The sequence below is a fragment of the Bradyrhizobium sp. LTSP857 genome, from assembly GCF_000938285.1.
GTDB lineage: Bacteria > Pseudomonadota > Alphaproteobacteria > Rhizobiales > Xanthobacteraceae > Bradyrhizobium.
This window is the reverse complement of the sequence record NZ_JYMS01000020.1, coordinates 1-24,490: the sequence shown is the minus strand read 5'-3', so window position 1 is coordinate 24,490 and position 24,490 is coordinate 1. Positions and strand designations below refer to the sequence as shown.

Annotated in this window: 26 protein-coding genes and 1 pseudogene; 6 read left to right on the top strand and 21 right to left on the bottom strand. The window is 64.4% G+C overall.

Annotation, left to right across the window (positions count from 1 at the left end):
• Positions 1–230 precede the first annotated feature (230 nt).
• A complete protein-coding gene (locus UP06_RS11355) occupies positions 231–710 on the bottom strand; it encodes a MarR family winged helix-turn-helix transcriptional regulator (RefSeq protein ID WP_045002659.1) in 480 nt (159 codons plus the stop codon).
• Positions 711–846: 136 nt separating this feature from the next.
• Here UP06_RS11355 and UP06_RS40725 point away from each other — a divergent pair.
• Positions 847–1,011: pseudogene (locus UP06_RS40725) on the top strand (transcriptional regulator); the annotation flags it as partial.
• Here UP06_RS40725 and UP06_RS11350 read toward each other — a convergent pair.
• Genes UP06_RS11350 through UP06_RS11310 form a run of 9 tightly spaced genes read right to left on the bottom strand, consistent with a single transcriptional unit; the run spans position 1,001 to position 9,786 of the window.
• A complete protein-coding gene (locus UP06_RS11350) occupies positions 1,001–2,374 on the bottom strand; it encodes an amidohydrolase family protein (protein WP_045002658.1) in 1,374 nt (457 codons plus the stop codon). The pseudogene UP06_RS40725 and the gene UP06_RS11350 sit on opposite strands and share 11 nt — an antisense overlap.
• Complete coding sequence (locus UP06_RS11345; RefSeq protein WP_045002657.1) at positions 2,371–3,954, bottom strand: ABC transporter substrate-binding protein; 1,584 nt, start codon at positions 3,952–3,954, stop codon at positions 2,371–2,373. The genes UP06_RS11350 and UP06_RS11345 overlap by 4 nt, the downstream gene beginning before the upstream one ends.
• A gap of 23 nt (positions 3,955–3,977) precedes the next feature.
• Positions 3,978–4,628 (bottom strand): aspartate/glutamate racemase family protein, encoded by a 651-nt coding sequence (locus tag UP06_RS11340; RefSeq protein ID WP_045002656.1) that lies wholly within the window; start codon positions 4,626–4,628, stop codon positions 3,978–3,980.
• A gap of 8 nt (positions 4,629–4,636) precedes the next feature.
• Positions 4,637–5,521 carry a polysaccharide deacetylase family protein gene (locus tag UP06_RS11335; RefSeq protein ID WP_045002655.1) on the bottom strand — a complete coding sequence of 295 codons (885 nt, stop codon included), beginning with the start codon at positions 5,519–5,521 and terminating at the stop codon, positions 4,637–4,639.
• Complete coding sequence (locus UP06_RS11330) at positions 5,508–6,323, bottom strand: ABC transporter substrate-binding protein (RefSeq protein WP_045002654.1); 816 nt, start codon at positions 6,321–6,323, stop codon at positions 5,508–5,510. The genes UP06_RS11335 and UP06_RS11330 overlap by 14 nt, the downstream gene beginning before the upstream one ends.
• Positions 6,324–6,338: 15 nt before the next feature.
• On the bottom strand, positions 6,339–7,103 hold the full coding sequence (locus tag UP06_RS11325; RefSeq protein WP_045002653.1) for an amino acid ABC transporter ATP-binding protein: 765 nt from the start codon (positions 7,101–7,103) through the stop codon (positions 6,339–6,341).
• Positions 7,100–7,957: an amino acid ABC transporter permease gene (locus UP06_RS11320; RefSeq protein ID WP_045002652.1), complete on the bottom strand. Its 858-nt coding sequence runs from the start codon at positions 7,955–7,957 to the stop codon at positions 7,100–7,102. The genes UP06_RS11325 and UP06_RS11320 overlap by 4 nt, the downstream gene beginning before the upstream one ends.
• Positions 7,954–8,781: an ABC transporter substrate-binding protein gene (locus UP06_RS11315; RefSeq protein ID WP_045002651.1), complete on the bottom strand. Its 828-nt coding sequence runs from the start codon at positions 8,779–8,781 to the stop codon at positions 7,954–7,956. Before UP06_RS11315 ends, UP06_RS11320 begins: the two co-directional genes overlap by 4 nt.
• Positions 8,782–8,829: 48 nt before the next feature.
• On the bottom strand, positions 8,830–9,786 hold the full coding sequence (locus UP06_RS11310; protein WP_082081372.1) for an N-carbamoyl-D-amino-acid hydrolase: 957 nt from the start codon (positions 9,784–9,786) through the stop codon (positions 8,830–8,832).
• 151 nt (positions 9,787–9,937) lie between these two features.
• Here UP06_RS11310 and UP06_RS11305 point away from each other — a divergent pair, with 151 nt between their 5' ends.
• Together UP06_RS11305 and UP06_RS11300 are read left to right on the top strand one after the other, a co-directional pair.
• Positions 9,938–10,861 (top strand): LysR family transcriptional regulator, encoded by a 924-nt coding sequence (locus UP06_RS11305; RefSeq protein WP_045002649.1) that lies wholly within the window; start codon positions 9,938–9,940, stop codon positions 10,859–10,861.
• A gap of 10 nt (positions 10,862–10,871) precedes the next feature.
• Entirely contained in the window at positions 10,872–11,585 is a 714-nt protein-coding gene (locus UP06_RS11300) for a type 1 glutamine amidotransferase (RefSeq protein ID WP_045002648.1), read from the top strand.
• A 294-nt stretch (positions 11,586–11,879) separates the two neighbouring features.
• Here UP06_RS11300 and UP06_RS11295 read toward each other — a convergent pair whose 3' ends face one another.
• The 8 genes from UP06_RS11295 to UP06_RS11265 form a co-directional block, all read right to left on the bottom strand.
• Entirely contained in the window at positions 11,880–12,347 is a 468-nt protein-coding gene (locus UP06_RS11295) for a nuclear transport factor 2 family protein (protein ID WP_045002647.1), read from the bottom strand.
• A 78-nt stretch (positions 12,348–12,425) separates the two neighbouring features.
• Entirely contained in the window at positions 12,426–12,830 is a 405-nt protein-coding gene (ybgC, locus tag UP06_RS11290; RefSeq protein ID WP_045002800.1) for a tol-pal system-associated acyl-CoA thioesterase, read from the bottom strand.
• A gap of 63 nt (positions 12,831–12,893) precedes the next feature.
• The gene (locus tag UP06_RS39740; protein ID WP_082081348.1) at positions 12,894–13,082 is read right to left on the bottom strand and encodes a type II toxin-antitoxin system VapB family antitoxin; all 189 of its coding nucleotides are present in this window, start codon (positions 13,080–13,082) and stop codon (positions 12,894–12,896) included.
• Between the two features lie 56 nt (positions 13,083–13,138).
• Entirely contained in the window at positions 13,139–14,056 is a 918-nt protein-coding gene (locus tag UP06_RS11285) for a metallophosphoesterase (RefSeq protein ID WP_045002646.1), read from the bottom strand.
• Between the two features lie 130 nt (positions 14,057–14,186).
• Positions 14,187–15,245, bottom strand: a complete 1,059-nt coding sequence (gene ruvB, locus UP06_RS11280) for a Holliday junction branch migration DNA helicase RuvB (protein WP_045002645.1) — start codon at positions 15,243–15,245, stop codon at positions 14,187–14,189.
• A complete protein-coding gene (gene ruvA, locus UP06_RS11275; RefSeq protein ID WP_045002644.1) occupies positions 15,242–15,859 on the bottom strand; it encodes a Holliday junction branch migration protein RuvA in 618 nt (205 codons plus the stop codon). The genes ruvB and ruvA overlap by 4 nt, the downstream gene beginning before the upstream one ends.
• A complete protein-coding gene (gene ruvC / locus UP06_RS11270) occupies positions 15,856–16,383 on the bottom strand; it encodes a crossover junction endodeoxyribonuclease RuvC (RefSeq protein WP_045002643.1) in 528 nt (175 codons plus the stop codon). Before ruvC ends, ruvA begins: the two co-directional genes overlap by 4 nt.
• Positions 16,384–16,454: 71 nt before the next feature.
• A complete protein-coding gene (locus UP06_RS11265; RefSeq protein ID WP_045002642.1) occupies positions 16,455–17,201 on the bottom strand; it encodes a YebC/PmpR family DNA-binding transcriptional regulator in 747 nt (248 codons plus the stop codon).
• A 203-nt stretch (positions 17,202–17,404) separates the two neighbouring features.
• Between UP06_RS11265 and UP06_RS11260 the strand changes: the two genes are divergently transcribed.
• Both UP06_RS11260 and UP06_RS11255 read left to right on the top strand, forming a co-directional pair.
• Complete coding sequence (locus tag UP06_RS11260; protein WP_045002641.1) at positions 17,405–19,150, top strand: methyl-accepting chemotaxis protein; 1,746 nt, start codon at positions 17,405–17,407, stop codon at positions 19,148–19,150.
• Positions 19,151–19,256: 106 nt separating this feature from the next.
• Positions 19,257–20,681, top strand: coding sequence for a methyl-accepting chemotaxis protein (locus UP06_RS11255; RefSeq protein ID WP_045002640.1), 1,425 nt, complete (start codon positions 19,257–19,259; stop codon positions 20,679–20,681).
• Positions 20,682–20,906: 225 nt separating this feature from the next.
• On the opposite strand, the gene UP06_RS11250 is transcribed toward UP06_RS11255, so the two are convergent.
• Together UP06_RS11250 and UP06_RS11245 are read right to left on the bottom strand one after the other, a co-directional pair.
• The gene (locus tag UP06_RS11250) at positions 20,907–21,500 is read right to left on the bottom strand and encodes an NADPH-dependent F420 reductase (RefSeq protein WP_045002638.1); all 594 of its coding nucleotides are present in this window, start codon (positions 21,498–21,500) and stop codon (positions 20,907–20,909) included.
• A 41-nt stretch (positions 21,501–21,541) separates the two neighbouring features.
• A complete protein-coding gene (locus UP06_RS11245; protein WP_045002637.1) occupies positions 21,542–22,276 on the bottom strand; it encodes an SDR family NAD(P)-dependent oxidoreductase in 735 nt (244 codons plus the stop codon).
• A gap of 268 nt (positions 22,277–22,544) precedes the next feature.
• On the opposite strand from UP06_RS11245, the gene UP06_RS11240 reads away from it, so the two are divergent.
• Complete coding sequence (locus UP06_RS11240) at positions 22,545–23,441, top strand: LysR family transcriptional regulator (protein WP_045002636.1); 897 nt, start codon at positions 22,545–22,547, stop codon at positions 23,439–23,441.
• A gap of 6 nt (positions 23,442–23,447) precedes the next feature.
• Here UP06_RS11240 and UP06_RS39735 read toward each other — a convergent pair.
• A protein-coding gene (locus UP06_RS39735; RefSeq protein ID WP_156162900.1) for an IS630 family transposase occupies positions 23,448–24,396 on the bottom strand; the annotation gives its coding sequence in 2 pieces (ribosomal slippage) (positions 23,448–24,059 and positions 24,061–24,396; 948 coding nt in all).
• Positions 24,397–24,490 lie beyond the last annotated feature (94 nt).

Below are 24,490 nucleotides of genomic sequence, written 5' to 3'. Positions count from 1 at the left end.
AGGTAGCGAATGTATGTCCGTTGATTTCTCTCCCACATCAAGATCATTTACAGCGTATGCACTGTATATCTAACTGTGAGGTGAGCGGCTAGAAGATGGCCGTGGCTCCGAAGCGGGAAATTCAGCGCGTGAACCTCCAGCATCCAGGTGAGCCTCCCGGTCGGCGCCCTATCCGATCGTAAGCGGGTGACCGAATCTTCTCGTGGGAACGTTCCCGCAGATGGAGCTGATCAGTTGCCGCCGTCCTCGCCCTCGATCAATTTTCTCAAGAGAAACATGAGAGCCTCGCGCTCGGCGGGATTTAGCGGAGCGACGGTTTCAACCGTAATCTCTCGAGCGCTCGGGATCATTTCCTGGAGGAGCTGCCTGCCGTGACCAGTCAGGGATGCGACGACCTTGCGCTTGTCTGAAGGGTCTGCGGAAAGCTTGATCAGCTTACGCTCGACCAATCTGCTGATGATGCCCCTGATCGTGGCCTGATCGATAGCAGTGGAGTTCACCAACTGGGCTTGGGAACTCGGCCCATAGTCCGAAATCGCGCAAAGTGTCACGAATTGTACCGACGTCAGTTGCCTATCGGCGGCGGCGGCCTGAAATATGGCGAGGTGCCTCTGGTAATTTCTTCGAAGCAGATGGCCCACCTGCTCCTTGAAGTTGTATGGCCGGTCATCTTCTACGGACGACCTACCCGACCTGACTCTTGCGCTCATTGGGGTGGATTTGGTCCGTTGCGTCATACTCACATCGATTTCAATGACCGGCCGACGAAGAGCCCGCTCCAATCGGCGGATGCCCTTGTTCGGTACGGTATACGGCACATCAGGACATGCTGTCACATCCAAACAATCGACGCGGAGCGTCGTTGTGCGCCGCTTCCTGCCGCGCATCGACTTCGAATTCTCCGCGGTCTTTCCGGCACAGCGTAGTCCCTCGCCGGTGGCGCTGGATCTGGTGGAGACCATGCGCAAGTCGCTCGCCGAGTTCGACGATCTGCCGTCTCTTAGCCGTTGAACGCCGCCTGCGCCTCCGGCAGATCCCAGATCTTGCCGATCGCGGCGGCGCCTGCTGCCGTGATCGCCGTCTCATCCGCGCCGAGATAGCGGCCGGCATCGACCAGCACGCGGCCGTCGACCATGACCTGATCGATATTGGCGCGATTGGCGAGCGCGATCAGCGCGCGGCGCGGGTCGAACAGCGGCTGGAGATGCGGATGGGTGAGGTCGACGACGGTGAGATCGGCGGTCGCGCCCGGCTCGATGCGGCCGAGGTCCGGCCGCTTGATGACGTCGGCGGCGACCGCCGTGTTCGCCTCGATCAGCTCTGGCGAGTTCGCAACATCGGCGCGCGCTGAGGTGACCTTGGAGATCAGCGAGGCCGCATTGAGCTCGCCGAGCAAATCCATGTTGTAGCCATCGGTGCCGACCACGGTGCGCACGCCGTGCTCCGCAAACCGGCTGAAGGCCGCGGTAACGCCGGCGCGCGCGAAGACGCGCGGGCAGTTCAGCACGGTCATGCCGCGCGCGGCCATCAGCTTGAGATCGTCGTCACTGCTGAACATGCAGTGCGCCGCCATCAGGTCCGGCGCAAGCAGGCCGAGCCAGTCCAGATATTGCGCCGGGGTACGGCCGCCATAGCGCTTGCCGATGGTCTCGACCTCGGCCCGGCTCTGCGCCATATGCGTCGTGATGGGCACGCCAAGCTCGCGCGCCCGCGTGGCGCAGGCCTTCAGCAGATCTGGGCCGCAGGTGTCGGTGGCGTGCGGGCTCATTGCGAGGCCGATGCGGCCGTCGCCGCGATTGTTCCAGCGCTGGTAAAGCGCGTCCCACGTCGCCATGTCGGCGGTACCATCATCGCCGGAATACTGCACAACGCCGTCGGCGCCGGCCTTGGCATCCGACGTCGAGAACAGATAGGGCGCGCCGTAGAACCGGATGCCCATCTCTTCCGCCGCGTCGAACATCTCCGGAATCGAATTGCGGAACGGTTCCATCACCGTGGTGGCGCCGCCCTTGAGTAGCTGGAGGACGCCGAGACGCGCGACCGCCATGCGCTCCTCCGCCGACAAGATGTCAGCGCCGCGCTTGGTCAGCGGCAGCAGCACCGTGTAGACGATGCTCTGGTTGTTCTTGCGGCCGTTGCCGTCCTCGCTGTGGCTGCGCGCGACCGCCTCAGAGAAGCAATGATTGTGCAGGTTCAGCAGGCCCGGGAGGACGAAGCGGCCGGGGCGATCGTACACCTGGTCCGCACTTGGCTTGCTGCGCGTGACCGCGGCGATCTTCTTGCCTTCGACCAGGACCCAATGGTCGCGCAACACATCCTGCGCGCCGTCCTTTCGTGACAGCACATAGCTGCCGAAAATTGCTGTGGTGCTCATGCGGGGCGTACGTTCCAGAAGACGGCGGTGCCGTCGAGAATGCCGGTGATGGCTTTGCGATAGGCGGTCGGCTGCTTGTACAGGCCGATCGGAATATAGGGGATTTCCTCGAACGCCAGGGCCTGGATCTCGCGGCAGATGCGCTGCTGCTCGGCAAGCTCGGAGGCAGCCAGCCACTGGCTGCGCAGGCCGCCCATCTTCTCGCTCGTATACCAGCCGGCGACCTTGCCTTCGCCGCGGATGTTGGTGTTGCCGGCGGGATTGAGCCAGTCGATGCCCTGCCAATTGCCGACGGCCGCGTTCCAGCCGCCCTGCCCGATCGGATCTTTCTTGAGCTGGCGCTGCAACACCACGGCGAAATCGAGCCCGGCATATTCGACGTTCATGCCGGCTTTGCGCAAGGAGTCGACCGCGATCTCGCCGAGCGGCTTTTGCGCCAGCGAGTTGGTCGGGACGAGCACCACGATCTTCTCGCCATTGTATCCGGCGGCCTTCAGGTCAGCCTTCACCTTGGCGTAGTCGCGCGGCCCACGGAACACGTCGAGGCCGACCTCGCTCGCCATCGGCGTTCCCGGTGCAAAGAATCCGATCGGCGACACCTGGAACGCCGGATCGGTGCCGGCAACCGCCGTCATGAACGAAGACTGGTCGATCGCACCCAACAGCGCGCGACGCATGGCGGGATTGTCGAACGGCGGCTGAAGGTGATTGAGGCGCAGCATGCAGGCGTAACCTCGGGGATCGAGGATGCGCGTCTCGATGTCGCCAGCGGCCTTGATGACGGGAAGCAGATCGTGCGGCGTGGTCTCCTGCCAGTCCTGTTCGCCGGTCTGGAGCGCGGCGACGCCGGTGCCGGCATCGGGCGTGGTGGTCCAGACCACGCGGTCGTAATGCACGATCTTCGGCCCGGCCGTCCAATCCGGCTTGCCGTCGCTGCGCGGCTGATAGCGCTCAAACTTGGCATAGGCGTTGCGCGCGCCCTGCACGCGCTCGTCGGCGAGATAGCGAAACGGGCCGCTGCCGATCACTTCGGTCAGCGGCTTGAACGGATCCTGGCTCGCCAGCCGCTCCGGCATCATGAAGCAGGCATTGATCGCCGCTTTGCCGAGCGCCTGCGGCAGCAGCGGGAACGGACGCTTGAGACGGAAACGGATGGTGCGGTCGTCGGCCGCCGAGAGCTCGTCGGTCGCCTCCATCAGCTCGCCGCCAAAGCCGTCGCGCGCCGCCCAGCGGCGGATGCTGGCAACGCAGTCCCGCGCGAGTACGCGCTCGCCGTCGTGCCAGAACAGGCCATCGCGCAGGCTGAGGTCCCATTGAAGGCCGTCACCGGAGATGACGTGGCCCGACAGCATCTGCGGCGAGACCTGGAGCGAGGAGCTCATGCCGTAGAGCGTGTCGTAGACCATGAAGCCATGGTTTCGCGACACCTGCGCGGTCGAATAGATCGGATCGACGAAGGCGAGATCGATGACGGGGATGAATCGCAGTGTGGATTGAGACTCAGCGCGTACGATGCCCGGCAGCGAAAGCGCCGGCACCGCGGCGGCAGCCTTGAGGAGCGAGCGGCGGGAGATAGGCATTACAAGAGGCTCCTGAAGGTATCTTACGTGTTCAACAAGACGGCACCGATCGCAGCCGCCACCGCCTGCTGCGCCGGCTCGACCACGGGGACGCCGATCGCCTCCGCGATCGCCGCGCGATGCGACGCCATACCGGCGCAGCCCATCACCACGACATCGGCGCGGCATTGTGTGACCAGCGCGCGGCCGGCTTCGATCAACCGGCCACGAATGTCGGCTCCTGCCGTCTCCGCCGCGCTCGCGCCAACCGACCAGCTTCCGGCGTAGCGGCTGTCGACGCCCATCACCCGCGCCATGCGCTGCTGGCGGCGGATGCTCGACGGCGACAGCGCGATGACACCGAACCGTTCGCCGAGCATCAGCGCGCGAAAGATGCCGCATTCGGCGATGCCCAGCACCGGACGCCCGCCAGCCGCCTCGCGCACCGCATGTAGACCAGGATCGCTGAAACAGGCCAGCACGAACGCATCCGCATTGTCGCGCGACACGCGGTTGACCAGCGGCATGACCACGCTGTCGGCATCACGCTGCGAGCTGATGCCGGGCGGGCCTTCGGCCAGACCGACCACCTCGATCTCCGGGCCGCCGGCGATCCGCAGTGGCGCGACCGCGTCGTCGATCGCCGCCGTCACAGAGGCCGAAGAGTTGGGATTGATGACGAGGATGCGGGTCATGGCGTTGCCTAGCGGTTACCGGCCTCGTGGCGCAGGAAGTTGGCCGCGATCTTCTCGCCGGTCGTGATCCACACATCCGGGCACGACTTTGCGTAGGTCAGGAACTCGCGCAGCAGACGCAGCCGCATCGGACGGCCGCTGCATTGCGGATGCAGCACCGTCGTCACCATCGCACCCCAGTCCCGGGTTTCGTCGAGCTCGTCCTTCCAGATCGACAGCACATGCTCCTTGGGGAAGATCGAGCGCGGGCTGAAGCGCGCCGAGAGCCCGTGCATCCAGTCGTCATAGCTCGCCGTCACCGGCAGCTCGATCGTACCGGGCTTGCCGTCGGCGAGGCGATGGCGATAGGGCCGCACATCGTCGCGGAACGAAGAGGTGTAAACGATGCCGTGACGCACGAGTGCTACACGCAGCTCCTCGGTGAACTCGCCGTAGGGCGCGCGGTAGCCTGTCGGCCTGACACCGAGCCGGCGCTTCAGCGCCTCGAAACCGCGCTCCAGCTCCTCCTCGATCCAGGGGTCGTCGGGATCGGGCAGGAGATGGTGATAGCCGTGATGGCCGATCTCGTGGCCGGCCTTGAGGATGGATTCGGCCATAGCCGGATGCGCGTCGACCGACCATCCCGTGACGAAGAACGTCGCCTTGAGATCGAGCTGGTCGAGCAGCTCCAAAAGCTTCGGCGTGCCGACGCGCGCCTCATAGCCGCCATAGCTCATGGTGATCAGCCGCTGCGCATGCACGGCGTCCTTACTGGTCCAGGCGCTCTCCGCGTCGACATCGAAGGAGAGGAACATCGCGGAATTGTACGGCTTCGGCCACGGGTATTCCGGCGCAGGATCCGCAGTGTTGGCCGGAACGAGCGGAATGCTCTGGAGTGCCTTACTGTCCAGCATTGATGGTTGCCTTCTCTATTGAGTTGTCGCTCAGTTTCCACTTGGCGAGCAGGGTCCGATAACTGCCGTCGGCAATCAGCGCGTCGACAGCTTCGAGCATGGCCTGCGCAAGCGCCTTTTCCTTGACCGGCAGCGCGATGCCGGTGAATTGCTGCGAGATCGGCGTGCCGACCGGCGCATAGGCGCCGGGTTCGAGATCCATGATGTAAGGCAGCGTCTCGTTGCCCTGCACGGCGGCGTCGATGCGGCCCTGCTTGAGCTGGGTGCGGGCATCGGCCGAGCCGTCGGTGCCGACGAAGACGATCGGAGCGCTGCCGCAGTTCTTCTCGCTCCAGGTCGCGATCTCGGCCGGAAACTTGGTGCGGCGGCTGGCGCCGACCTTCTTGCCGCAGAGCGCGGCCAGGTCCTTGAACTCGGCCGCGCGCGACTGCTGCACGAAGAAGTTCGGACCGCTTTTGAGATAGTCGACAAAGCTCGCCGTGTCATGCCGGCTCGCGTAGTCCGTAAAGCCCGACAGGATCGCATCGACACGGCCGGTCGAGATCGACGGCATGAACTGGTCGAAGCTGGTCTCCTGCCATTCGATCTTGACGCCGAGCTTGCGGCCGATCGCCTCGCCGAGATCGATGTCGAAGCCGGACAGCGCATTGGTGGCGGGGTCGCGGAACTCCATCGGCGGATAGTTCGGCACCAGCGCGATCTTGATGCTGCCGCGCTTGGCGATCTCCGGCGGCAGCTCGATCGCTACAGCCGAAACGGTCATAGCGCCGAACACCGCCGCCGCAACCAAAACTCTCTTCATCAACACGCCCCCATATCAGATCACAGCCGAAAGAAATGCCTTGGTGCGCTCCTCGCGCGGGGCGCCCAACACGTCCGTGGCGCGGCCCTGCTCGACGATCGCGCCCTGGTCCATGTAAACGACGCGGTCCGCGACCTCCCGCGCAAAGCCGAGCTCGTGCGTCACCACCATCATAGTCATACCGCTCTTTGCCAGCTCCTTCATCACGGCAAGCACCTCGCCGACGAGTTCCGGATCGAGCGCGCTGGTCGGCTCGTCGAACAGCATCAGCATCGGTTTCATTGCGAGCGCGCGGGCAATCGCCACGCGCTGCTGCTGGCCGCCAGACAGCTGCGCGGGATACGAGTCGGCCTTCGCCGACAGCCCGACGCGACGAAGCAGCTCAACGGCCTCGGCGCGTACTTCGTCGGACTTGCGGCCCTGCACCTGAAGCGGACCTTCGGTGATATTCTCCAGCGCGGTCTTGTGCGGAAACAGGTTGAAGCGCTGGAACACCATGCCCGTCTTCAGCCGCTGCCGCCCGATCTCCCGCTCGCTGAGGCGATAGAGCCGCCCACCCTGCTCGCGCACGCCCAGAAGCTCGCCGTCAAGCCAGATGCCGCCCGCATCGATCGCGGTGAGCTGGTTGATGCAGCGGAGCAGAGTGGTCTTGCCCGAACCGGAGGCGCCGATCAGACACATCACCTCGCCGGGCCAGACGTCGAGCGAGACACTTTTGAGAGCCTGGAACTCTCCAAAATTTTTGCTGACGGAGCGGATCGCGACGAGGGGTTTTGTCATCGGGCGAACTGCAATGTACCACGCGCGAAGCGGCGTTCGAGCAGCATCTGGAGTGGGGTCAGGATCGAGACGACGAGCAGGTACCAGAGCCCGGCAACAATCAGCAGCTCGATCACGCGGGAGTTAGCGTAATAGATGTTTTCGGCGTTGTGCAGCACTTCCGGATACTGGATGACGCTCGCGAGCGAAGTCGCCTTGACCATGCCGATGAACTCGTTGCCGAGCGGCGGGATCACTACGCGCATCGCCTGCGGCAGGATGATCCGGCGCAGCGCGCGCAGCCGTCCCATGCCGATCGCCTGCGCCGCCTCATATTGTCCCATGTCGACCGACAGCATGCCGGCGCGCACCACTTCCGACGTGTAGGCACCCTGGTTGATGCCGAGCCCGAGCAGCGCAGCCAGGAATGGCGTCATGACGTCAACGGCGCGCGCGCTCCACAGGCCGGGAATGCCAATGGTCGGAAACACCAGCGCGAGGTTGAACCACAACAGCAATTGCAGGATCAGCGGCGTGCCGCGAAACAGCCAAGTGTAGCCGGCGGCGACCGTCTTCAGCACCGGATTGGGCGACAGCCGCATGATCGCAACGACGACGCCGAGGAAGATGCCGAACGCCATCGCCAGCACCGCCATCACCATAGTGTTGACGATGCCCTCGATGATCACCTTTGCGGTCAGGAAGCGGCTGACATAGGACCATTCGATCTGACCGCCCGCAAATGCGCGACCGATCGCCGCCAGCACGAGCACGATCAGGGCCGCGCTGAGCCAACGAAACCAGTGCGGCTCGCGCGCGATCCGCATCCTCGACAGATCGGGAAAACCCTCAGCGAGCGCCGGCGCTGGCTTCATTGCGGCGCTGCGTTCAGCATGGGTTGCGCGACCGCATTCGCGCCGAGACCCCATTTGTCGAGAACGGCCTTGTAGGAGCCATCGGCGATCATGGCGGTGAGCTTCTCCGTGACGACCTCGCGGAGCGCCGCATCATCCTTGCGGAACATGATGCCCTGATAGCCTTTGGCGAAGGACTCGCCGACGACGCGGTATTTGCCGGGCTCCTGCGTTTGCGCATAGGGCAGGGTCTCGCTGCCTTGCACGGCGGCGTCGATGCGGCCCTGCTTGAGCTGGTTGCGAACGTCGATCGAGTTCTCCCCCGGCACGTACTGGATCGCCGGCTTGCCGGCCGCCTCGCAATTTTGCTTGCTCCACTTCTCGATCTCGACCGGGAAACTGGTGCTGCGCGTGGTGCCGACCTTTTTGCCGCAGATATCGGTGGCGGCTTTCGCCTCGCTCTCGGCCATCACGAAGAACTGCGGGCCCGTGGTCAGATAGTCGACGAAATCAGCGGTCTCACGCCGCGACGCGCGATCGGAAATGCCGGAGAGGATGAAATCGGCGCGCTTGGTCTGGAGCGAGGGGATCAGCTCGGCAAACGGCGTCTCGCTCCAGACGATCTTGAGGCCACCGAGCCGCTTGGCGAGCTCGTTTGCGAGGTCAATGTCGAGCCCGACCAGTTCGCTGGTCGCGGGATCGCGATATTCCATCGGCGCGTAGGTCGCATTGACCGTGAGCCGCAGCGTGCCGGCCTGTTTGATCTCGGCCGGGAGTTCGGCGGCTCGCGCGGAGGCGATCGCCGCCAGCGCGGCAAGACCGAGAGAAAGCGAGAGGCGTGTCATGTCAGCTCCTTTGCCTTTACCGATCCTTGCCAGCGCCGTGCCATTTACTCAGTCCGCGTCGAGAACGGCCGGCTCGATGACGCCGGCGCGCTCGGTGATCACCCTGTATTGCTCGGGCCGCCGATGGGCGGCGAAGTTGAACATCTTGTCCTTGCCCTGGCGGCAGAGGTCGAGATCGATGTCGGCGACGATCACCTCGTCGGTCAGCGTCGCAGCTTGCGCAACGATACAGCCATTCGGATCGACGATACAGGAGCCGCCGATCAGCCCGGAGCCATCCTCGTCGCCGGCCTTGGCCACCGAAATCGCCCAGGTCGCGTTCATGTAGGCGTTGGCCTGCGTCACCAGCGTCGAATGGAAGGTGCGCAAGGAGGCGTCTTCCGTGACGCCGCCGTTGGGATCGTAAGCCGCGGAATTGTAGCCGATGCAGACGAGCTCGACGCCTTGCAGGCCGAGCACGCGCCAGGATTCCGGCCAGCGGCGATCGTTGCAGATCATCATGCCCATGATCGCGTGGGCCCAGGCCGAGCCGGCGCGGAAGGCAGGGAAGCCGAGATCACCATATTCGAAGTAGCGCTTCTCGAGCTGCTGGTAGCGCGCACCGATGCGCGGCTCCACCGAGCCCGGCAGATGCACCTTGCGATAACGGCCGAGGATCTCGCCGTCGCGATCGACCAGGATCGCGCAATTGTAGCGGCGGCCATCCGCGGTTTGCTCGGCATAGCCGACATAGAAGCCGACGCGCAGCGCCCGCGCGCGATCGAACAACTTGGCCACCGCCGGATTGGGCATGCCGTGCTCGAAATACTCGTCCAGCGCGTCGCCTTCGAGCAGCCAGCGCGGAAAGAAAGTGGTGAAGGCGAGCTCGGGAAACACCACGAGGCTGGCGCCGCGGCCGGCCGCTTCCTCAAGCATGTCGAGCATCCGTTTCAGCGTATGCGCGCGCGTATCGGCTTTTTGCGTCGGCCCCATCTGGGCTGCGGCGGCGCGAAGGACACGAACCAAGATTGCCTCCAATATGTGCGCGCTGCCGCCTCAATGGGCGATCGAACCCTTTGATCCAGCGTGCAAATCCGAAAGCATTAGGCGCAAGCAGGGCTGCAAAAGCAATTCATCGTGCTATGATGTTTTGGCCTAGAGTATAATCGGCAGTGATATGAACCTGCGCCAGCTCGAGATCCTGCGTGCCGTCATCCGCCATCGCACCACGGTGGCGGCGGCGGACGAACTGGCGCTGTCGCAGCCCGCGGTCAGCAACGCCCTGAAGACGATGGAGGCTCAGGCGGGTTTTGCGCTGTTCGAGCGCGTCAACAACCGGCTGTTTCCGACTGCGGAAGCCATGGCGCTCTACAAGGAGAGCGAGGCGATCTTCGCGCTGCACGCCAAACTCGAGAACCGTGTGCGCGATCTGCGCGAGAACCGCTCCGGGCATCTCGCGATCGTGGCGACGCCGCCGCTCGCCTACAGCATCATTCCTGCCGCGCTGTCCAGCTTCCTGCGCCGCCGGCCGGAGACGCGGGTGTTCTTCGACGTGCGGCGCTATGAGGGCATCATCGAGGGCGTGCTCAGCCACGTTGCCGAGCTTGGCTTCGCGCTCGGGCTGACGCATCATCCCGGCATCGCGCATGAGGTGGTGCACACTGGCGAGATGGTCTGCGTGCTGCCGCCGCAGCATCCGCTCGCCGACAGACCGGTGATCTCGGCCGCGGACTTGTCCGGCATGCCCTTCATCGGGCTCGAGCGCGGTACGCGGCTCGGCGAGGCCGTGCGCGACAGTTTTGCCCGCGCCGGCGCGCCGTTCCAGCCGACCGTCGAGGTGCGCTACTGCAACACGGCCTGCGTGCTCGCGTCGGCAGGCGTCGGCGCGGCGGTCGTCGATCCCTACTCGCCGCGCCAGAACGGCGGCCACGGCCTTGTCGTCCGGCCATTCGCGCCGACGACGCGCGCAGTCGCCTACATGCTATGGTCGGAAGCCGAACCGTTGTCGCGCCTGGCAAAGGCCTTTCTCAGCGAGGTGCGCAAGGAGAGCGCGCTGCTGGAGCGCGCAGCACCACACGAACACAGGGCAGGCAGCGACTGAGCTGGCGCACATGGCACGCATCACCATCATCGAGACGGGAAAAGTCCCGCAAAAATATCGCGAGCGACACGGCTCGTTCCCGGACATGTTTGAACGCATGGTCCACGCCGAGGATCCGTCAGCCGAAGTCGAGATCGTCAGCATCCCGAATGGCGATGCACTTCCCGATCCGGACAAGGTCGAAGCCATCCTGATCACCGGCGCGGCCGCCGGCGTCTATGACGGGCTCGACTGGATCGCGCCGCTGGAAGATTTCGTCCGCACGGCACACGCGAACAGCACGCCGATGGTCGGCGTCTGCTTCGGCCATCAACTAATCGCACAGGCGCTGGGCGGCACCGTGCGCAAGTCGGAGAAGGGCTGGGGCATCGGCCGCCACGTCTATCGCGTGGCGGAGGAGAACGGAGTCCTCGACGGCGAAGCGGTCGCCATCGCCTGCTCGCATCAGGACCAGGTGATCGAAGCCCCGCGCGACGCGCAGACGATCCTCTCGTCCGACTTCACCCCGCATGCCGGCCTGCTCTACGCCAACGGCACCACGCTGTCGGTGCAGCCGCATCCGGAGTTCGATGTGGAGTTTGCGCAGGTATGCTGCGAGCTGCGCGACGGCAAGGCGCCGGATGATGTCGTGGCAACGGCAAGGGATTCGCTGGCGCAGCCGCTGGACAACGCGAAGCTGGGTGGAGCGATTACAAGATTTCTCGCAAGGCGCAGGGTACTTTAGTCGCGCACTACTTTGTCTTCTATCCTAGAGGGAGAAGACAAAGGGCATAAATACCCCTCTGGGCGCTTTAGGCTGGATGGAGAATGAGCCCAATTCGTCGCGCGATAAGCCTGATGTTTGCACTCGCCCTAACTATCGTAGGGCTGGGAGCTCTAGTCTATCTTCTATTCTTCGCACTTCGATGGAAGGGCTGGATGCTAATGGCTGCAGGCTTCGTGACGGCGTTAGGCGGCATGTGGTTTTGGGAGGACTTCCCAAAAGAAAAAGGCAAGAGCAATGGGGGCGATTAGGTAATCAGAACGGCTCGCTTCCCAACCCCACCACATCCGCCGGACGCGGTCCCGGTGCCGGCCAGTGAAACCGGCGATCCTTCTCCGCGATCGCAATATCGTTGATCGACGCCTCTCTCCGCTTCATCAAGCCGTGCTCGTCGAACTCCCACTGCTCGTTGCCGTAGGAGCGATACCACTGGCCAGACGCATCGTGCCACTCGTACTGGAAGCGCACCGCGATGCGGTTGCCGTCGAAGCCCCAGAGGTCCTTGATCAGCCGGTACTCCTGCTCCTTCGCCCATTTGCGGGTGAGGAATGCGACGATGGCTTCGCGGCCCTGAAAAACTTCCGAGCGGTTGCGCCAGCGGCTGTCCTCGGTATAGGCGAGCGAGACGCGCACCGGATCGCGCGAGTTCCAGGCATCCTCGGCCATGCGGGCCTTTTGCGCGGCGGTCTCTCGGGTGAAGGGCGGAAGCGGCGGGCGCGACATGGTGGCCTCATCGGTTGGCGGGGCCGCAAATCTATCGCCGCGAGCGGCGGAGTCGATAGGCTACCGCCTATCGGGCGATCACGAAATCAGATCAGCCTTCATCAGCGTACGGATCGACTTCGGGATCGGCTGGGCGCGACCGCCGCTGATGAAGGCGACACGCACCTCGGCCTTCACCAGCACGTCCTCGCTACGCCGCACCTCCTGCGCCAGCATGATGGAAGCGCCCTTCACCGCGATCGGCCAGGTCACGACATCGAGCACGTCGTCCATCCGCGCAGGCTTGAGGAAGTCCAGGTGCATCGAGCGCACCACGAAGGCGAACCCAGTGTCTTCCGTCGCCGGCTGCTCGAACAACGCCTGCTGCTCGGCGCCCATCAGCCGCAAATGATTGGTCCGCCCGCGCTCCATGAAGCGCAGATAATTGGCGTGATAGACGATACCGGAAAAATCCGTGTCCTCGTAGTAGACGCGGACCTGCATGTGATGGCGGCCGTCGCGGATCTCGCCGTCGAGATGGGACATCAAGCTACTACCCACAGAACATCAGGGACGGCGTCGTGGCGACGCATGAGCATCAGACTGGGTCCCTCCTGCACGAGCAAGACGACGTGCGACCTCCATCTGAACGAACGCCCTCAATGCCTGCTCGACAACGGCAGATGTCTCTACACCGCCGACAAACTGTCGTGCCTTTGCGAAAAGCTCATCGTCAATTGAAATCGTAGCTATCATGAGCGCTCCTCTACATCAGATGTAGCATCATCTGATGTAGTTTTCACGCCCCGTCATCAGGACACCACCGGCCTCCGCCCCAACGTCACCTCGACGATCTCGGGCGGCACGCCGACGCGGACCGGGACGATGCTGCAACCGAGGCCGCCGGAGATGATGACGTCGCATTTCAGCCGGACATGACCATAAGCGAGCCGGATCCCGTGCTGCGGTGGGACGGCCGGGGACCAGCCGAGCAGACGGACCTGACCGCCATGGGTATGGCCGGACAATTGCAGCGCGACGCGCGCGGGGACGCGCGGCGCGATGTTGGGTTCATGCGCGAGCAGGATGATCGGCGCATCGTCGGTGATTTTTGCGAGCGTCGCGTTGAGATCGTCGGCACCGAAGCGCAACGCGCGACCGTAGCGTTGCGCCGGCATATAGGCGAGCTGATCGCCGAGGCCGGCGAGCCAGAAGGAGCGGCCATCTTTGGTGAGGCGCACGGCGTCGTTCTCGTAGACGGGAATCCCGGCCGCCTCCAGCGCGCGATGCGCAACCGTCGGCCCGTGCCCGGCGCGCTGCACGACTTTGTCGTCCCAATAATCATGATTGCCCATGACGGCGTGGACGCCGAGTGGCGCTTTGAGGCCAGCCAACACCCTTGCCCATTCATCGGCCGGGATGATGCGCGTGACATGGTGATGACCGGCGACATAGTCGCCGAGCAGCACGATGAGATCGGCGTTGAGCGCATTGGTGCGGTCGACGATGGCCTCGATCCGCTCCAGCGACATCCAGGGATCGCAGGCATGAATGTCGGCGACCACGGCGATCTTCAGCGGAAAATCCGCCGGCCATTGCCGCGGCGTCGGATGATAGCGGGTGACGCGAAGCCGCAGCACCGGCTCGACGCCGACGCCGTAAGCCGCGGTCGAGACGCCGAGGGCGGAGAGACCACCGATGGAACGGATGAGATGACGTCGATTGATCATGGAAGTCCGATCGTGATGCGCTTCCTTGATGCGGCCGGATTGGAGCGGAATTGGGGTGCGCTTGTGCAGACCGCCTGCATGGAGGTTACCGGAAGTTCATGACAATCGGCATGCTCTGCAGTCGCGCAGATCAGTCGTCGCTCTCGTCCGTCCCGAACAGGCCGAACTGTGACGCCGCATCGCGTGAGGGCTCCGCGATACCGAGATGGCGGAAGGCGTGCGAGGTGAGCAGGCGGCCGCGCGGGGTGCGCTGGAGATAACCGCACTGGATCAGATACGGCTCGATGATGTCCTCGATCGCATCGCGCGGCTCGGACAGCGCGGCGGCCATCGTCTCGACGCCGACCGGGCCACCGCCATAGTTCATCGCAATGGTCGTGAGATAGCGGCGATCCATGGCGTCGAGGCCGGCGGCGTCGACCTCAAGCGCACTCAGCGCATGATCGGCGATCTTGCGGTCGATCGATGTGGCGTCGGCGGCGGAGGCAAAATCGCGCACGCGGCGCAGAAGGCGGCCGGCGATGCGCGGCGTGCCGCGGGCGCGGCGCGCAATTTCGTTGGCGCCATCTGCGCTCATGCCGACATTGAGCACGCGCGCACCGCGGGTGACGATGCTCTCCAGCTCCTCAATTGTATAGAAGTTGAGCCGGATCGGAATGCCGAAGCGATCGCGCAAGGGATTGGTCAGCAGGCCGGCGCGCGTAGTCGCGCCAACGAGGGTGAATTTCGACAGCTCGATTTTCACCGAGCGCGCCGCCGGGCCCTCGCCGATGATAAGGTCGAGCTGAAAATCCTCCATCGCGGGATAGAGCACCTCTTCAACCGCCGGGCTGAGGCGATGGATCTCGTCGATGAAGAGCACGTCGCGCTCTTCGAGATTGGTCAACAGCGCGGCAAGATCGCCGGCCTTGGCGATCACCGGACCTGATGTCGCGCGAAAACCGACGCCGAGCTCCTTGGCCACGATCTGCGCCAGCGTGGTTTTGCCGAGGCCGGGCGGGCCGACGAACAGCACGTGATCCAGCGCCTCGCCGCGCTTACGCGCCGCCTCGATGAAGATCGAAAGGTTCTTGCGCGCCTGTTGCTGCCCGACGAAATCGGACAGCGATTGCGGCCGCAGCGCGGTGTCGCCGACATCGTCGCTGCGGCGCTCGGGCGTGACCATGCGATTGGCCTTGGGGTCACTCACTTCGCGAGCTCCTTCAGGCCGAGGCGAATGAGCTGCGCGGTTTCGGCGTTCTCACCGGCACTGCGCGATGCCGATGCGATGGCGGCGGCCGCTTGCGGCTGGCCGTAGCCGAGATTGACCAGCGCGGAGATCGCGTCCGCGACGGGGCGCGGCGCGCGCTGGTCGTCGACGGCGCCGGCGAGATGCACGGCGGCGGGGTCCACATTGGCAAAGGCCGGCGCCTTGTCCTTCAATTCGGTGACGATGCGCTCGGCAACCTTCGGGCCGACGCCGGGCGTGCGCGCCACCGCGTTCTTGTCGCGCAGCGCGATGGCATTGGCGAGATCGGTCGGCGCCAGCGTGCCGAGCACTGCCAGCGCGACCTTGGCGCCGACGCCCTGCACGGTCTGGAGCAGGCGAAACCATTCGCGCTCCTGGTCGGAGCGGAAGCCGAACAGTTTTATTTGATCCTCGCGGACGTAAGTCTCGATCGACAGCACAGCGGCCTCGCCGGGCGCCGGCAGATGCTGGAGCGTACGCGCCGAGCAATGCACCTGATAGCCGACCCCGCCGACGTCGAGCAGGACGTAATCCTCGCCGTAGGAATCGATCAGGCCCTTGAGCTTGCCGATCATATGCCGACCACCTTCAGCCGCAGCGCGGTGCTCTGGCGGTGATGGGCATGGGTAATGGCGATAGCGAGTGCGTCGGCGGCGTCGGCTGACGGGGGATCGGCCTTGGGCAGCAGGATTTTCAGCATCATGGCGATCTGTTGCTTGTCGGCGTGGCCGGCGCCGACCACCGTCTTCTTGACCTGGTTCGGCGCGTATTCAGCGACCGTGATGCCGAACATCGCAGGCGCCAACATGGCGACGCCGCGGGCCTGGCCGAGCTTCAGCGTCGCTACGCCATCCTTGTTGACGAAGGTCTGCTCGACCGCGGCTTCCATCGGCTTGTGGTCGGACAAGATGGCCGCGAGCCCTTCATGGATAGCGAGCAGCCGGCTTGCAAGCGGCAGGTCGTCCGGCGGTTCCACCGAACCGCAGGCGACGTAGATCAAACGGTTGCCGTCGGACTCGATCACGCCCCAGCCAGTGCGGCGCAAGCCGGGGTCGATGCCGATGATGCGAACGGGGCCACGAATCGGAAGCGCAGTCATGGGCCAGTGATAGCGGCTGACTGTGGCGGGGGAAACAGAAACAGAACGGAAGTAACAGGGGAAGTGGGCCCCTACCCGCCCATCTTCGCCATCAGCGCGTCCGACACCTCGAAATTGGCGTAGACGTGCTGGACGTCGTCGTGCTCGTTGAGCAGGTCCATCAGCTTGAGCAGCTTCTCGCCGGTCTCGTCGTCGACCGCGACCGTGTTCTGCGGCTTCCAGATCAGCGCGGCCTTGCGCGGCTCGCCGAATTTGGCCTCCAGCGCCCTGGCGACGTCGCGATAGCTCTCGGTCGAGGCGTAGATCTCGTGGCCGCCTTCGCCAGAGATGACGTCATCCGCGCCTGCTTCGATGCCGGCATCAAGCATCGCATCGTCGGAGGCGACGCTGCGGTCGTATTCGACGATGCCGGTGCGGTCGAACATGAAGGAGACCGAGCCGGTTTCGCCGAGATTGCCGCCCGACTTGGTGAAGAAGGAGCGGATGTCGGAGGCGGCGCGGTTTCGGTTGTCGGTCAGGGCCTCGACGATGACGGCGACGCCGCCCGGGCCATAGCCCTCGTAGCGGATCTCGTCATAGTTCTCACCATCACTGCCGAGCGCCTTCTTGACCGCGCGCTCGATATTGTCCTTCGGCATATTCTCCTGGCGCGCCGCGATGATGGCCGCGCGCAGGCGCGGGTTCATGTTGGGATCGGGCGTGCCGAGCTTGGCGGCGACAGTGATTTCCCGCGCCAGCTTGCCGAACAGCTTCGACTTCTGGGCATCCTGCCGCCCCTTGCGGTGCATGATGTTCTTGAATTGGGAATGTCCGGCCATGCGGGTCTCGTTAAGGAATCGTCAGCCAAGGTGAGAGTGGGAAGCGCGGCCTTATAGGCCGCCAAGCCACCGGAATGAAAGAGGCTCTACGACTTTAAGGTAATACCGTAGTGGCCCGTGCCCAGAAGTCAGGCATCGTTAACCCTGATTTCATTCCGGCCTGCGAAAATAGCGTCCACCCGTCTCCCGACAAGAGTGACCTGATGGCGTTCGCATTATTTCGGAAGCGTCAGCCGGATATGGCTGCACCTGCGCCGGCCCCGCTGGCTGCGCCGGCGGCCAATTCCGAGCCCGCCGCGGCCACTGATGGCGATTCGGCCCGGGAAATCCTGGAACTGCTGGAACTCGAGCTCGGCGCCATGATCCGCCAGCTCGAGCGCGCCGCCAATTCGGTGGCCGGTGGCGCCGAAGCGACCGCGGCGACGCTTGCGGACATTCGCAACCGCACCGACGCGCTGACCGGGCGGACCAATGCGGCACAGTCGAACGCTTCGACCTTTGCCTATGCCGCCGACAAGTTCACCCAATCGGCGCAAGGGATCGGCGCGCAGGTTCGCGAGGCCGGCAAGCTCGCCGATGAGGCCAGCGCCGCGGCGCAGGAAGCCCGCGCCAATGTCGACCGCCTCCGCGAGTCCTCGGCCGCGATCGGCAATGTCGTCAATCTGATCGCCCAGATCGCGCGGCAGACCACGCTGCTCGCGCTCAACTCCACCATCGAAGCCGCGCGCGCGGGTGCCGCCGGCAGGGGCTTTGCGGTGGTTGCCACGGAGGTCAAGGCGCTCGCGGTGCAGACCCAGGGCGCGACGGAAGAGATATCCAGAAAGATCGACGCGCTCCAGCGCGATGCCGCAGGCTCAGCCGATGCCGTGCACCGCATCTCGCAGGCGATCGAGGCGATCCGCCCGGTGTTCGACACGGTCAACGGCGCGGTGGCCGAACAGAACGCCACCACCAGCGAGGTCTCCGGCAACGCGGCGAGCGCATCGCAATTCATCATCTCGGTCGGCGAGAGCGCCGCCGAGATCGACGCCGCGACCAAGGCCGCCGAAACCCATGGCGAGGACGTCGCCAGCGCCGGCAAGGCGGTGACGACTTTCGCGCAGAAGCTGAAATCGCGCTGCGCGGTGCTGCTCAAGCAGAGCGAGCACGACGATCGCCGCAAGACTGAGCGGCTGCCCTGCCATCTCAAGCTCGAAACCACGCGCGGCGTGTTACCCGTCTACGAGATCGCGATGGACGGCGTGCTGATCGGCGGCGCGGACGCTGGCCGGCTCGCGCCGCAGACGATCATCGACGGCACCCTCGAAGGCGTCGGCGCCTGCCGCCTGCGCGTGATCGAGCAGTCCAAGACCGGCGCCCGCACGCAATTCGTCAGCCCCAACGCCGAGCTACGCGAGAAGGTCGAAGACAAGCTCTGGTCGATCCACGAAGAGAACACCGAGCTCGTCACCCGCGCCATGGAGGCGGGCAACGCACTCACCAAGCTCTTCGAGCAGGCGGTTGCGCGCGGCGAGGTCCGGATCGACGACCTCTTCGACACCGACTACGCGGAAATCGCCGGCACCAATCCGCAGCAATACCGCACCAAATATCTGGACTGGGCAGACCGCACATTGTCGCCCTTCCAGGAAGCCTTTCTCGTCAAGGAGCCGCGCCTGGCGTTCTGCGCCATGGTCGACCGCAACGGCTTCCTGCCGGTGCACAACAAGATCTATTCGCATCCGCAGCGGCCGGGCGACGCTGCCTGGAACACGGCGAACTGCCGCAATCGCCGCATCTTCAACGATCCGGCGGGGTTGGCCGCCGCGCGCAACCTGCGCTCGTATCTCATCCAGAGCTATGCGCGCGACATGGGCAACGGCAATACGGTGATGATGCGCGAGATCGACATCCCGATCCGCGTGCAGGGCCGGCACTGGGGCGGATTCCGCACGGCTTACAAGCTGTAGTGCACGCTCAGGCAAGACGCCGGGCGCGAATCACCTTCAACGTTGGAATTGGAATGGGAATGCCGCGGAGAGCCGGCGAACGGCTCTGACTGGAGAAAGCCCAAGCATGTCCCTCGCGCAGCTTGCAGTCATGGACACCGGATCGAACCGGACGCTGGCCGAACGCCTGATCGACCAGCTCGCCGACCGCATCGGCGGTCTCGGCGTCGAGCTTGCCGACATCGCCGGCAACGTCCAGGAGGTCGCAAACCGCGTCGTGAGCCAGTCGGAGCGGTTCCATCACCTTCAGGAGACGGCGGAGACCATGGTCTCCGCCAACCACGACATCGCCAATGCCTCGCAGGCAGTGCAGTCGACCACGTCGGCCGCCGTCGGCGAGATCGCCCAGTCACGCAACGCAGTCGACGCGGCGGTCAACCACATCGCCGAGCTCGTCGCAGCGGTGGAGCGGATCGAAGCGCGACTCAGCGCGGTCGGCTCAGCGCTGGCCCAGGTCGCAAAGGTGTCCGGCTCGATCGAGGCGATCGCCAAGCAAACCAACCTGCTCGCGCTCAACGCCACCATCGAAGCGGCCCGCGCCGGCAATGCCGGCCGCGGTTTTGCGGTGGTCGCAAGCGAGGTCAAAAACCTCGCGGAAGCCACCCGCCAGGCCACACACCAGATCTCCGACACGGTGCGCGATCTCGACGGCCAGATCGAAGGCCTGATCGGCGAGAGCAGCGACGCCTCACAGCGCGCGAAGACCGCCGGCGAAGGCGCCCAGCAGATCTCCGGCATCATCTCGCGCGTGCAGCAGGGCTTTGCCTCGGTGGAAGCCGAGATCGACAGCGTCACGCGCGCCGCGACCTCCAATCTCGGCCATTGCGACACGGTCATCTCTGAGCTCAACGAGCTCGCCAAGGGCGTCGACCTCTCCTCGCGCGATCTCAAGAACGCCGATCAGCGGGTGACAAAACTGCTCGACACCTCCGAAGGCCTGATCGCGCTGATCGCCGACAGCGGCGTGGAGACCTCGGACGCACCGCTGATCCGCGTAGTCGTCGATACCGCAAAGCGGATCTCTGCCGAGTTCGAGGCTGCGGTCGACCGCGGCGAGATCACACTCAATCAGCTCATGGACGAGACCTATCGGGAGATCGCGGGCACCGATCCCAAGCAATACCTCACTAGCTACGTCGAATTCACTGACCGCGTGCTGCCCGCGATCCAGGACCCGATTCAGAAATCCGATCCCCGTATCGTGTTCTGCGTCGCCTGGGCCAAGGGCGGCTATCTGCCGACGCACAATCCGAACTATCGCCTGCCGCAGGGCAAGGACCCGGTCTGGAATAACGCCAACTGCCGCAACCGCCGCCTGTTCACCGATCGCACGGTGCAGAAGGTCGCGGCGAACACAAAGCCCTTCCTGCTGCAAACCTATCGCCGCGACATGGGCGGCGGGCAATTCGTGCTGATGAAGGATTTGTCGTCGCCGATCCTGGTCCGCGGCAAGCACTGGGGCGCCTTCCGGATGGGGTTCCGGCAGGGCTGACGACCGCAGCGACGCGGATCAGGCGACGGGGCTCTGGCCTCCCTGAATCAAAAAACGTAGAAACAACCCCATGCACAGTAGCCGGCGCGTGCGGAATCAATAGCTTAGCACCTGATGGGATGAGACTCGCTTAGCGCCCCCACGGAGGCGTTATGACTCAGCCCGCGTGGATTCTCATGGACGGGCCCGGGCAAGCAGCACCTCTGACAGTAGGCAGTAAATCCATTACTGCTCCTTCTTGAACAGGTCCTGGAAGATCAGCTGGCCCCAAGTGCGGCCGCGTGCGTGCACCAGCGCGCCACCCTCGTTGAGCTTTCCGAGCTTGACGGGTGCGAACCCGAGTTGCTTGGCCAAGGCCGCCACGGGAGCGGTCGCGTCGTCGTCGTCGCTCGACAGGAAGACGACGCGGTGGCCGCCCTCGACGATCGGATCGGCAGCCAGTTTGGCCGCACCCAGGTGATTGAAACCCTTCACGAGCTTGGCACCGGTGAACGCCTTCGCGACGACGGCGGAGGACAGAAGACCGTCCAGCTCTTCTCCGAACCCGTTGGTCGCGTCGATGATCGTCTTGCCTCTCCAACTCGACAGGGACTTCGCAACCTCGCGATGTTCCCCGAACGGGACCGCGAGGATGATCGTGTCGGCCTCAAGTGCATCCCGCAGCGACCTGGCGACGACCGTGGGTCCAATCGCCCGAGCCTGTGGCGCCAATACCTCGGGCGGCCGGCGGCTCGCGACGGTCACGCCGATGTTCTTACGGGCGAAGGCGTGGGCGAGGGCCTGGCCTATCTTGCCGAATCCTACAATTGCGTAGCTCATGATATTTCTCCGATCCGTGTTGATATTGATTTTCCGGCCGTTCAGATGGCCGAGAAGCCGCCGTCGACAGACAACTCCACCCCATTCACGAAGCTGGAATCGTCTGACGCAAGAAACAGCGCGACCGCCGCAATTTCCTCAGGACGACCCATCGTTCCCCGCGGGATCAGGGATTCGAACATCCGCTTCGCCTCCTCGGTGAGAACCTGGTCCTGCATCGGCGTGGCGATCGGCCCCGGGCTCAGCACGTTCACCCGGATATTCCGGCCCTTCAGTTCGTTGAGCCACGTGCGTGCGAATGAGCGCAACGCCGCCTTGCTCGCCGCGTACACGCCGTAACCAGGAAAACCCTTCACCGAAGCGACCGACCCGGTCATGAAGATCGATCCGCCATCGCCAAACAGCGGCAACGCCTTCTGAACCGTGAACAGCGTGCCGCGCGTATTCAGGCCGAAGGTCGCATCGAAATGCTGCTCGGTAATCTCGCCCAGTGGGACGGCTTCGCCCATGCCGGCGCTCGCGTACAGGACGTCGATCCTGCCCTTTACCCGCTTGACCGTATCGAACAGGCGGTCGAGGTCGTCGAGATTGGCCGCGTCACCGCGCACGCCGGTCACGTTCCGGCCAATCAGCTTGACGGCCTCGTCGAGCGCCTCCTGCCTCCGGCCCGTGATGAAGACATAGGCGCCTTTTTCTACGAACCGCTTGGCGCTCGCCAGCGCCATGCCGCTCGATCCACCCGTGACGACAGCAACCTTACCTTCAAGCTTTCCCATGACTTCTCCTTTCGTGGTGTCGGGACAGCATCTGCCCCCGAGAGCCTCGAGATGGGTCTGCCGGCGTCAGGCGTTGAGTGCGGAAGCGCGCACATCGGTGGTGCGAAATCGAACCGGATGGGTGACTGACGCCAGCCGCGATGATCGGTGTCCGCCGTTCGGAATTGGGCCGCGCTTGTCGGCATAGGCTATGATGACCGCCGGTACTGCTGTTCGATGTGCTAGATGCGGGCTTTGGAAGGCGCACCGCACGGTGCAGGATTGCACCATGATCGACTGGGATGACGTTCGCTATTTTCTTGCCGTCGCGCGCGGGGGCTCGGTGCGGGCTGCCGCCGAGCGCCTCGGTGTGAACCACGCGACCGTGCTGCGACGCATCGCCCAGCTTGAGGAACGCCTCGGGGTCCACATGTTCGAAAAGCTGCCGTCGGGCTATCGCCTGACGGCTGCGGGCGAGGAGGTCCTCGAGTTCGCGGACCAGATGGAAGCGTCGTCGCACCTGCTGGAGACACGCGTCTTCGGGCGTGATCAGAGCGTGCGCGGGCGTCTGCGGGTGACGCTAGCACCGCCGCTTGCGACACACCTGCTCATGCCGGACTTCGCCGATTTCGCGCGTCTGCATCCGGACATCGAGATGGACATCCTGTCGTTCGGCGAGCTGGCAAATCTGACCAACCGGGAGGCCGACGTCGCGATCCGCGTCGTCTACGACCGCAAGACCCTGCCGCTCAATCTTCACGGCCTGAAGGGGCCGGAGCTGTTCGGCGGCGTCTACATGTCCAGGGATCGACTAGCCGCGTGGCGTGCAGGCGCGCCTGATCCCATCCGGTGGATCGTCATCAGCATTCATGGGATTCCGGATTGGGCGAGCGAGGGTGAGGTTCGCATCACGGGGGTTCCATTCAGGACCACGGACGCCGGGGCACAGATCGTCGCTGTACGGCAAGGGCTCGGGATCACGACACTGCCGTGCTTCGTCGGCGATGCCGACCCCCTGCTGGTGAGGGTGCCGGGCACCGACCTGCACATGTACGGAACGCTCTGGCTTCTCACACAGGGCGAGACACGCAAGACAAAGCGCGTGCGGCTCTTCACGGAGTTCGTATCCCGCAGGCTCGCCGCGTACGCGCCGCTTCTCGCGGGGCTGTCCGTATCGCGCGACTAGAGCGTTTCACATTTTGATTGAAGCGTATCCTGCATTAGCGAAGTAGTTGCTGCATTCGCGGGGATTGAAGGTGCCGACGAGATGGCCGATATGACGCCATGTCTCTTCGACGGTGCGTTTTTGTGCGACACGCATGCAGTGCTTGATCTTGGCGAACGCCTGCTCGATCGGGTTGAGGTCGGGCGAGTATGGCGGCAGATACCAGAGCCTTGCGCCGGCGTCGGCAATGAGGCGGCGCACCGCTGCGGATTTGTGGCTTCCCAGATTGTCCATGACGACGATGTCGCCTCGCTTCAGCACCGGGACGAGCTGATGCTCGACATAGGCGCGGAAGCTGTCGCCGTTGATCGGACCGTCGAACACGCAAGGGGCGGCGAGCCGATCGCAGCGTAACGCACCCAGGAAGGTCATGGTGCGCCAATGGCCGTGCGGCGCGAAGCCCCGCAACCGCTCGCCTTTTGGCCCCCAGCCACGCAGCGGAGCCATGTTGGTCTTGATCCAGGTCTCGTCGATGAACACCAGCCGCTGCGGGTCAAGGCGAGCCTGGAAGCCATGCCAGCGCTGCCGCCGGCGCGCCACGTCAGTTCGGCCCTGCTCAAGGGCGAACAGTGTTTTTTTTAAACCGCAGGCCTTCGCGCCGCAGAAACATCCACACCGCGTTGTGCGAGACCTTGATGCCTTGCGCGACGAGTTCGTCCTTCAACTGGTGCAGCGTCAGATGCGGCGTCTGCTTGAGCCGCTCGACGATGAATGCCCGATGCGGCTCCAAAACCGGCTTGCGATGACCGCCCATCTTGCCCGGTGCCACTGAGCCGGTCGCGCGCTGGCGCTGGCACCACTTCACGACCGACGACACCGCAACCCCAAAACGGCTCGCCACCGCCCGGCAGCTATCTCCGGCCTCGACTGCCGCCACCGCCCTGACCCGAAGATCATTCGAAAGAGGTCGGACCATCTGATGCTGGCCTCCAATCCAGCCAGCATCTTGAATCATAAACCGACCTCTGAAGGAATCCCTCTCGATTCAATTAATCAAGGAAACGCTCTAA

Coding starts and splice junctions, on each gene's coding strand:
- UP06_RS11355 (WP_045002659.1), bottom strand. CDS start 710: ATGAGCGCAAGAGTCAGGTCGGGTAGGTCGTCCGTAGAAGATGACCGG.
- UP06_RS11350 (WP_045002658.1), bottom strand. CDS start 2,374: ATGAGCACCACAGCAATTTTCGGCAGCTATGTGCTGTCACGAAAGGAC.
- UP06_RS11345 (WP_045002657.1), bottom strand. CDS start 3,954: ATGCCTATCTCCCGCCGCTCGCTCCTCAAGGCTGCCGCCGCGGTGCCG.
- UP06_RS11340 (WP_045002656.1), bottom strand. CDS start 4,628: ATGACCCGCATCCTCGTCATCAATCCCAACTCTTCGGCCTCTGTGACG.
- UP06_RS11335 (WP_045002655.1), bottom strand. CDS start 5,521: ATGCTGGACAGTAAGGCACTCCAGAGCATTCCGCTCGTTCCGGCCAAC.
- UP06_RS11330 (WP_045002654.1), bottom strand. CDS start 6,323: ATGAAGAGAGTTTTGGTTGCGGCGGCGGTGTTCGGCGCTATGACCGTT.
- UP06_RS11325 (WP_045002653.1), bottom strand. CDS start 7,103: ATGACAAAACCCCTCGTCGCGATCCGCTCCGTCAGCAAAAATTTTGGA.
- UP06_RS11320 (WP_045002652.1), bottom strand. CDS start 7,957: ATGAAGCCAGCGCCGGCGCTCGCTGAGGGTTTTCCCGATCTGTCGAGG.
- UP06_RS11315 (WP_045002651.1), bottom strand. CDS start 8,781: ATGACACGCCTCTCGCTTTCTCTCGGTCTTGCCGCGCTGGCGGCGATC.
- UP06_RS11305 (WP_045002649.1), top strand. CDS start 9,938: ATGAACCTGCGCCAGCTCGAGATCCTGCGTGCCGTCATCCGCCATCGC.
- UP06_RS11300 (WP_045002648.1), top strand. CDS start 10,872: ATGGCACGCATCACCATCATCGAGACGGGAAAAGTCCCGCAAAAATAT.
- UP06_RS11295 (WP_045002647.1), bottom strand. CDS start 12,347: ATGTCGCGCCCGCCGCTTCCGCCCTTCACCCGAGAGACCGCCGCGCAA.
- ybgC (WP_045002800.1), bottom strand. CDS start 12,830: ATGCAGGTCCGCGTCTACTACGAGGACACGGATTTTTCCGGTATCGTC.
- UP06_RS39740 (WP_082081348.1), bottom strand. CDS start 13,082: ATGATAGCTACGATTTCAATTGACGATGAGCTTTTCGCAAAGGCACGA.
- UP06_RS11285 (WP_045002646.1), bottom strand. CDS start 14,056: ATGATCAATCGACGTCATCTCATCCGTTCCATCGGTGGTCTCTCCGCC.
- ruvA (WP_045002644.1), bottom strand. CDS start 15,859: ATGATCGGCAAGCTCAAGGGCCTGATCGATTCCTACGGCGAGGATTAC.
- ruvC (WP_045002643.1), bottom strand. CDS start 16,383: ATGACTGCGCTTCCGATTCGTGGCCCCGTTCGCATCATCGGCATCGAC.
- UP06_RS11265 (WP_045002642.1), bottom strand. CDS start 17,201: ATGGCCGGACATTCCCAATTCAAGAACATCATGCACCGCAAGGGGCGG.
- UP06_RS11260 (WP_045002641.1), top strand. CDS start 17,405: ATGGCGTTCGCATTATTTCGGAAGCGTCAGCCGGATATGGCTGCACCT.
- UP06_RS11255 (WP_045002640.1), top strand. CDS start 19,257: ATGTCCCTCGCGCAGCTTGCAGTCATGGACACCGGATCGAACCGGACG.
- UP06_RS11250 (WP_045002638.1), bottom strand. CDS start 21,500: ATGAGCTACGCAATTGTAGGATTCGGCAAGATAGGCCAGGCCCTCGCC.
- UP06_RS11245 (WP_045002637.1), bottom strand. CDS start 22,276: ATGGGAAAGCTTGAAGGTAAGGTTGCTGTCGTCACGGGTGGATCGAGC.
- UP06_RS11240 (WP_045002636.1), top strand. CDS start 22,545: ATGATCGACTGGGATGACGTTCGCTATTTTCTTGCCGTCGCGCGCGGG.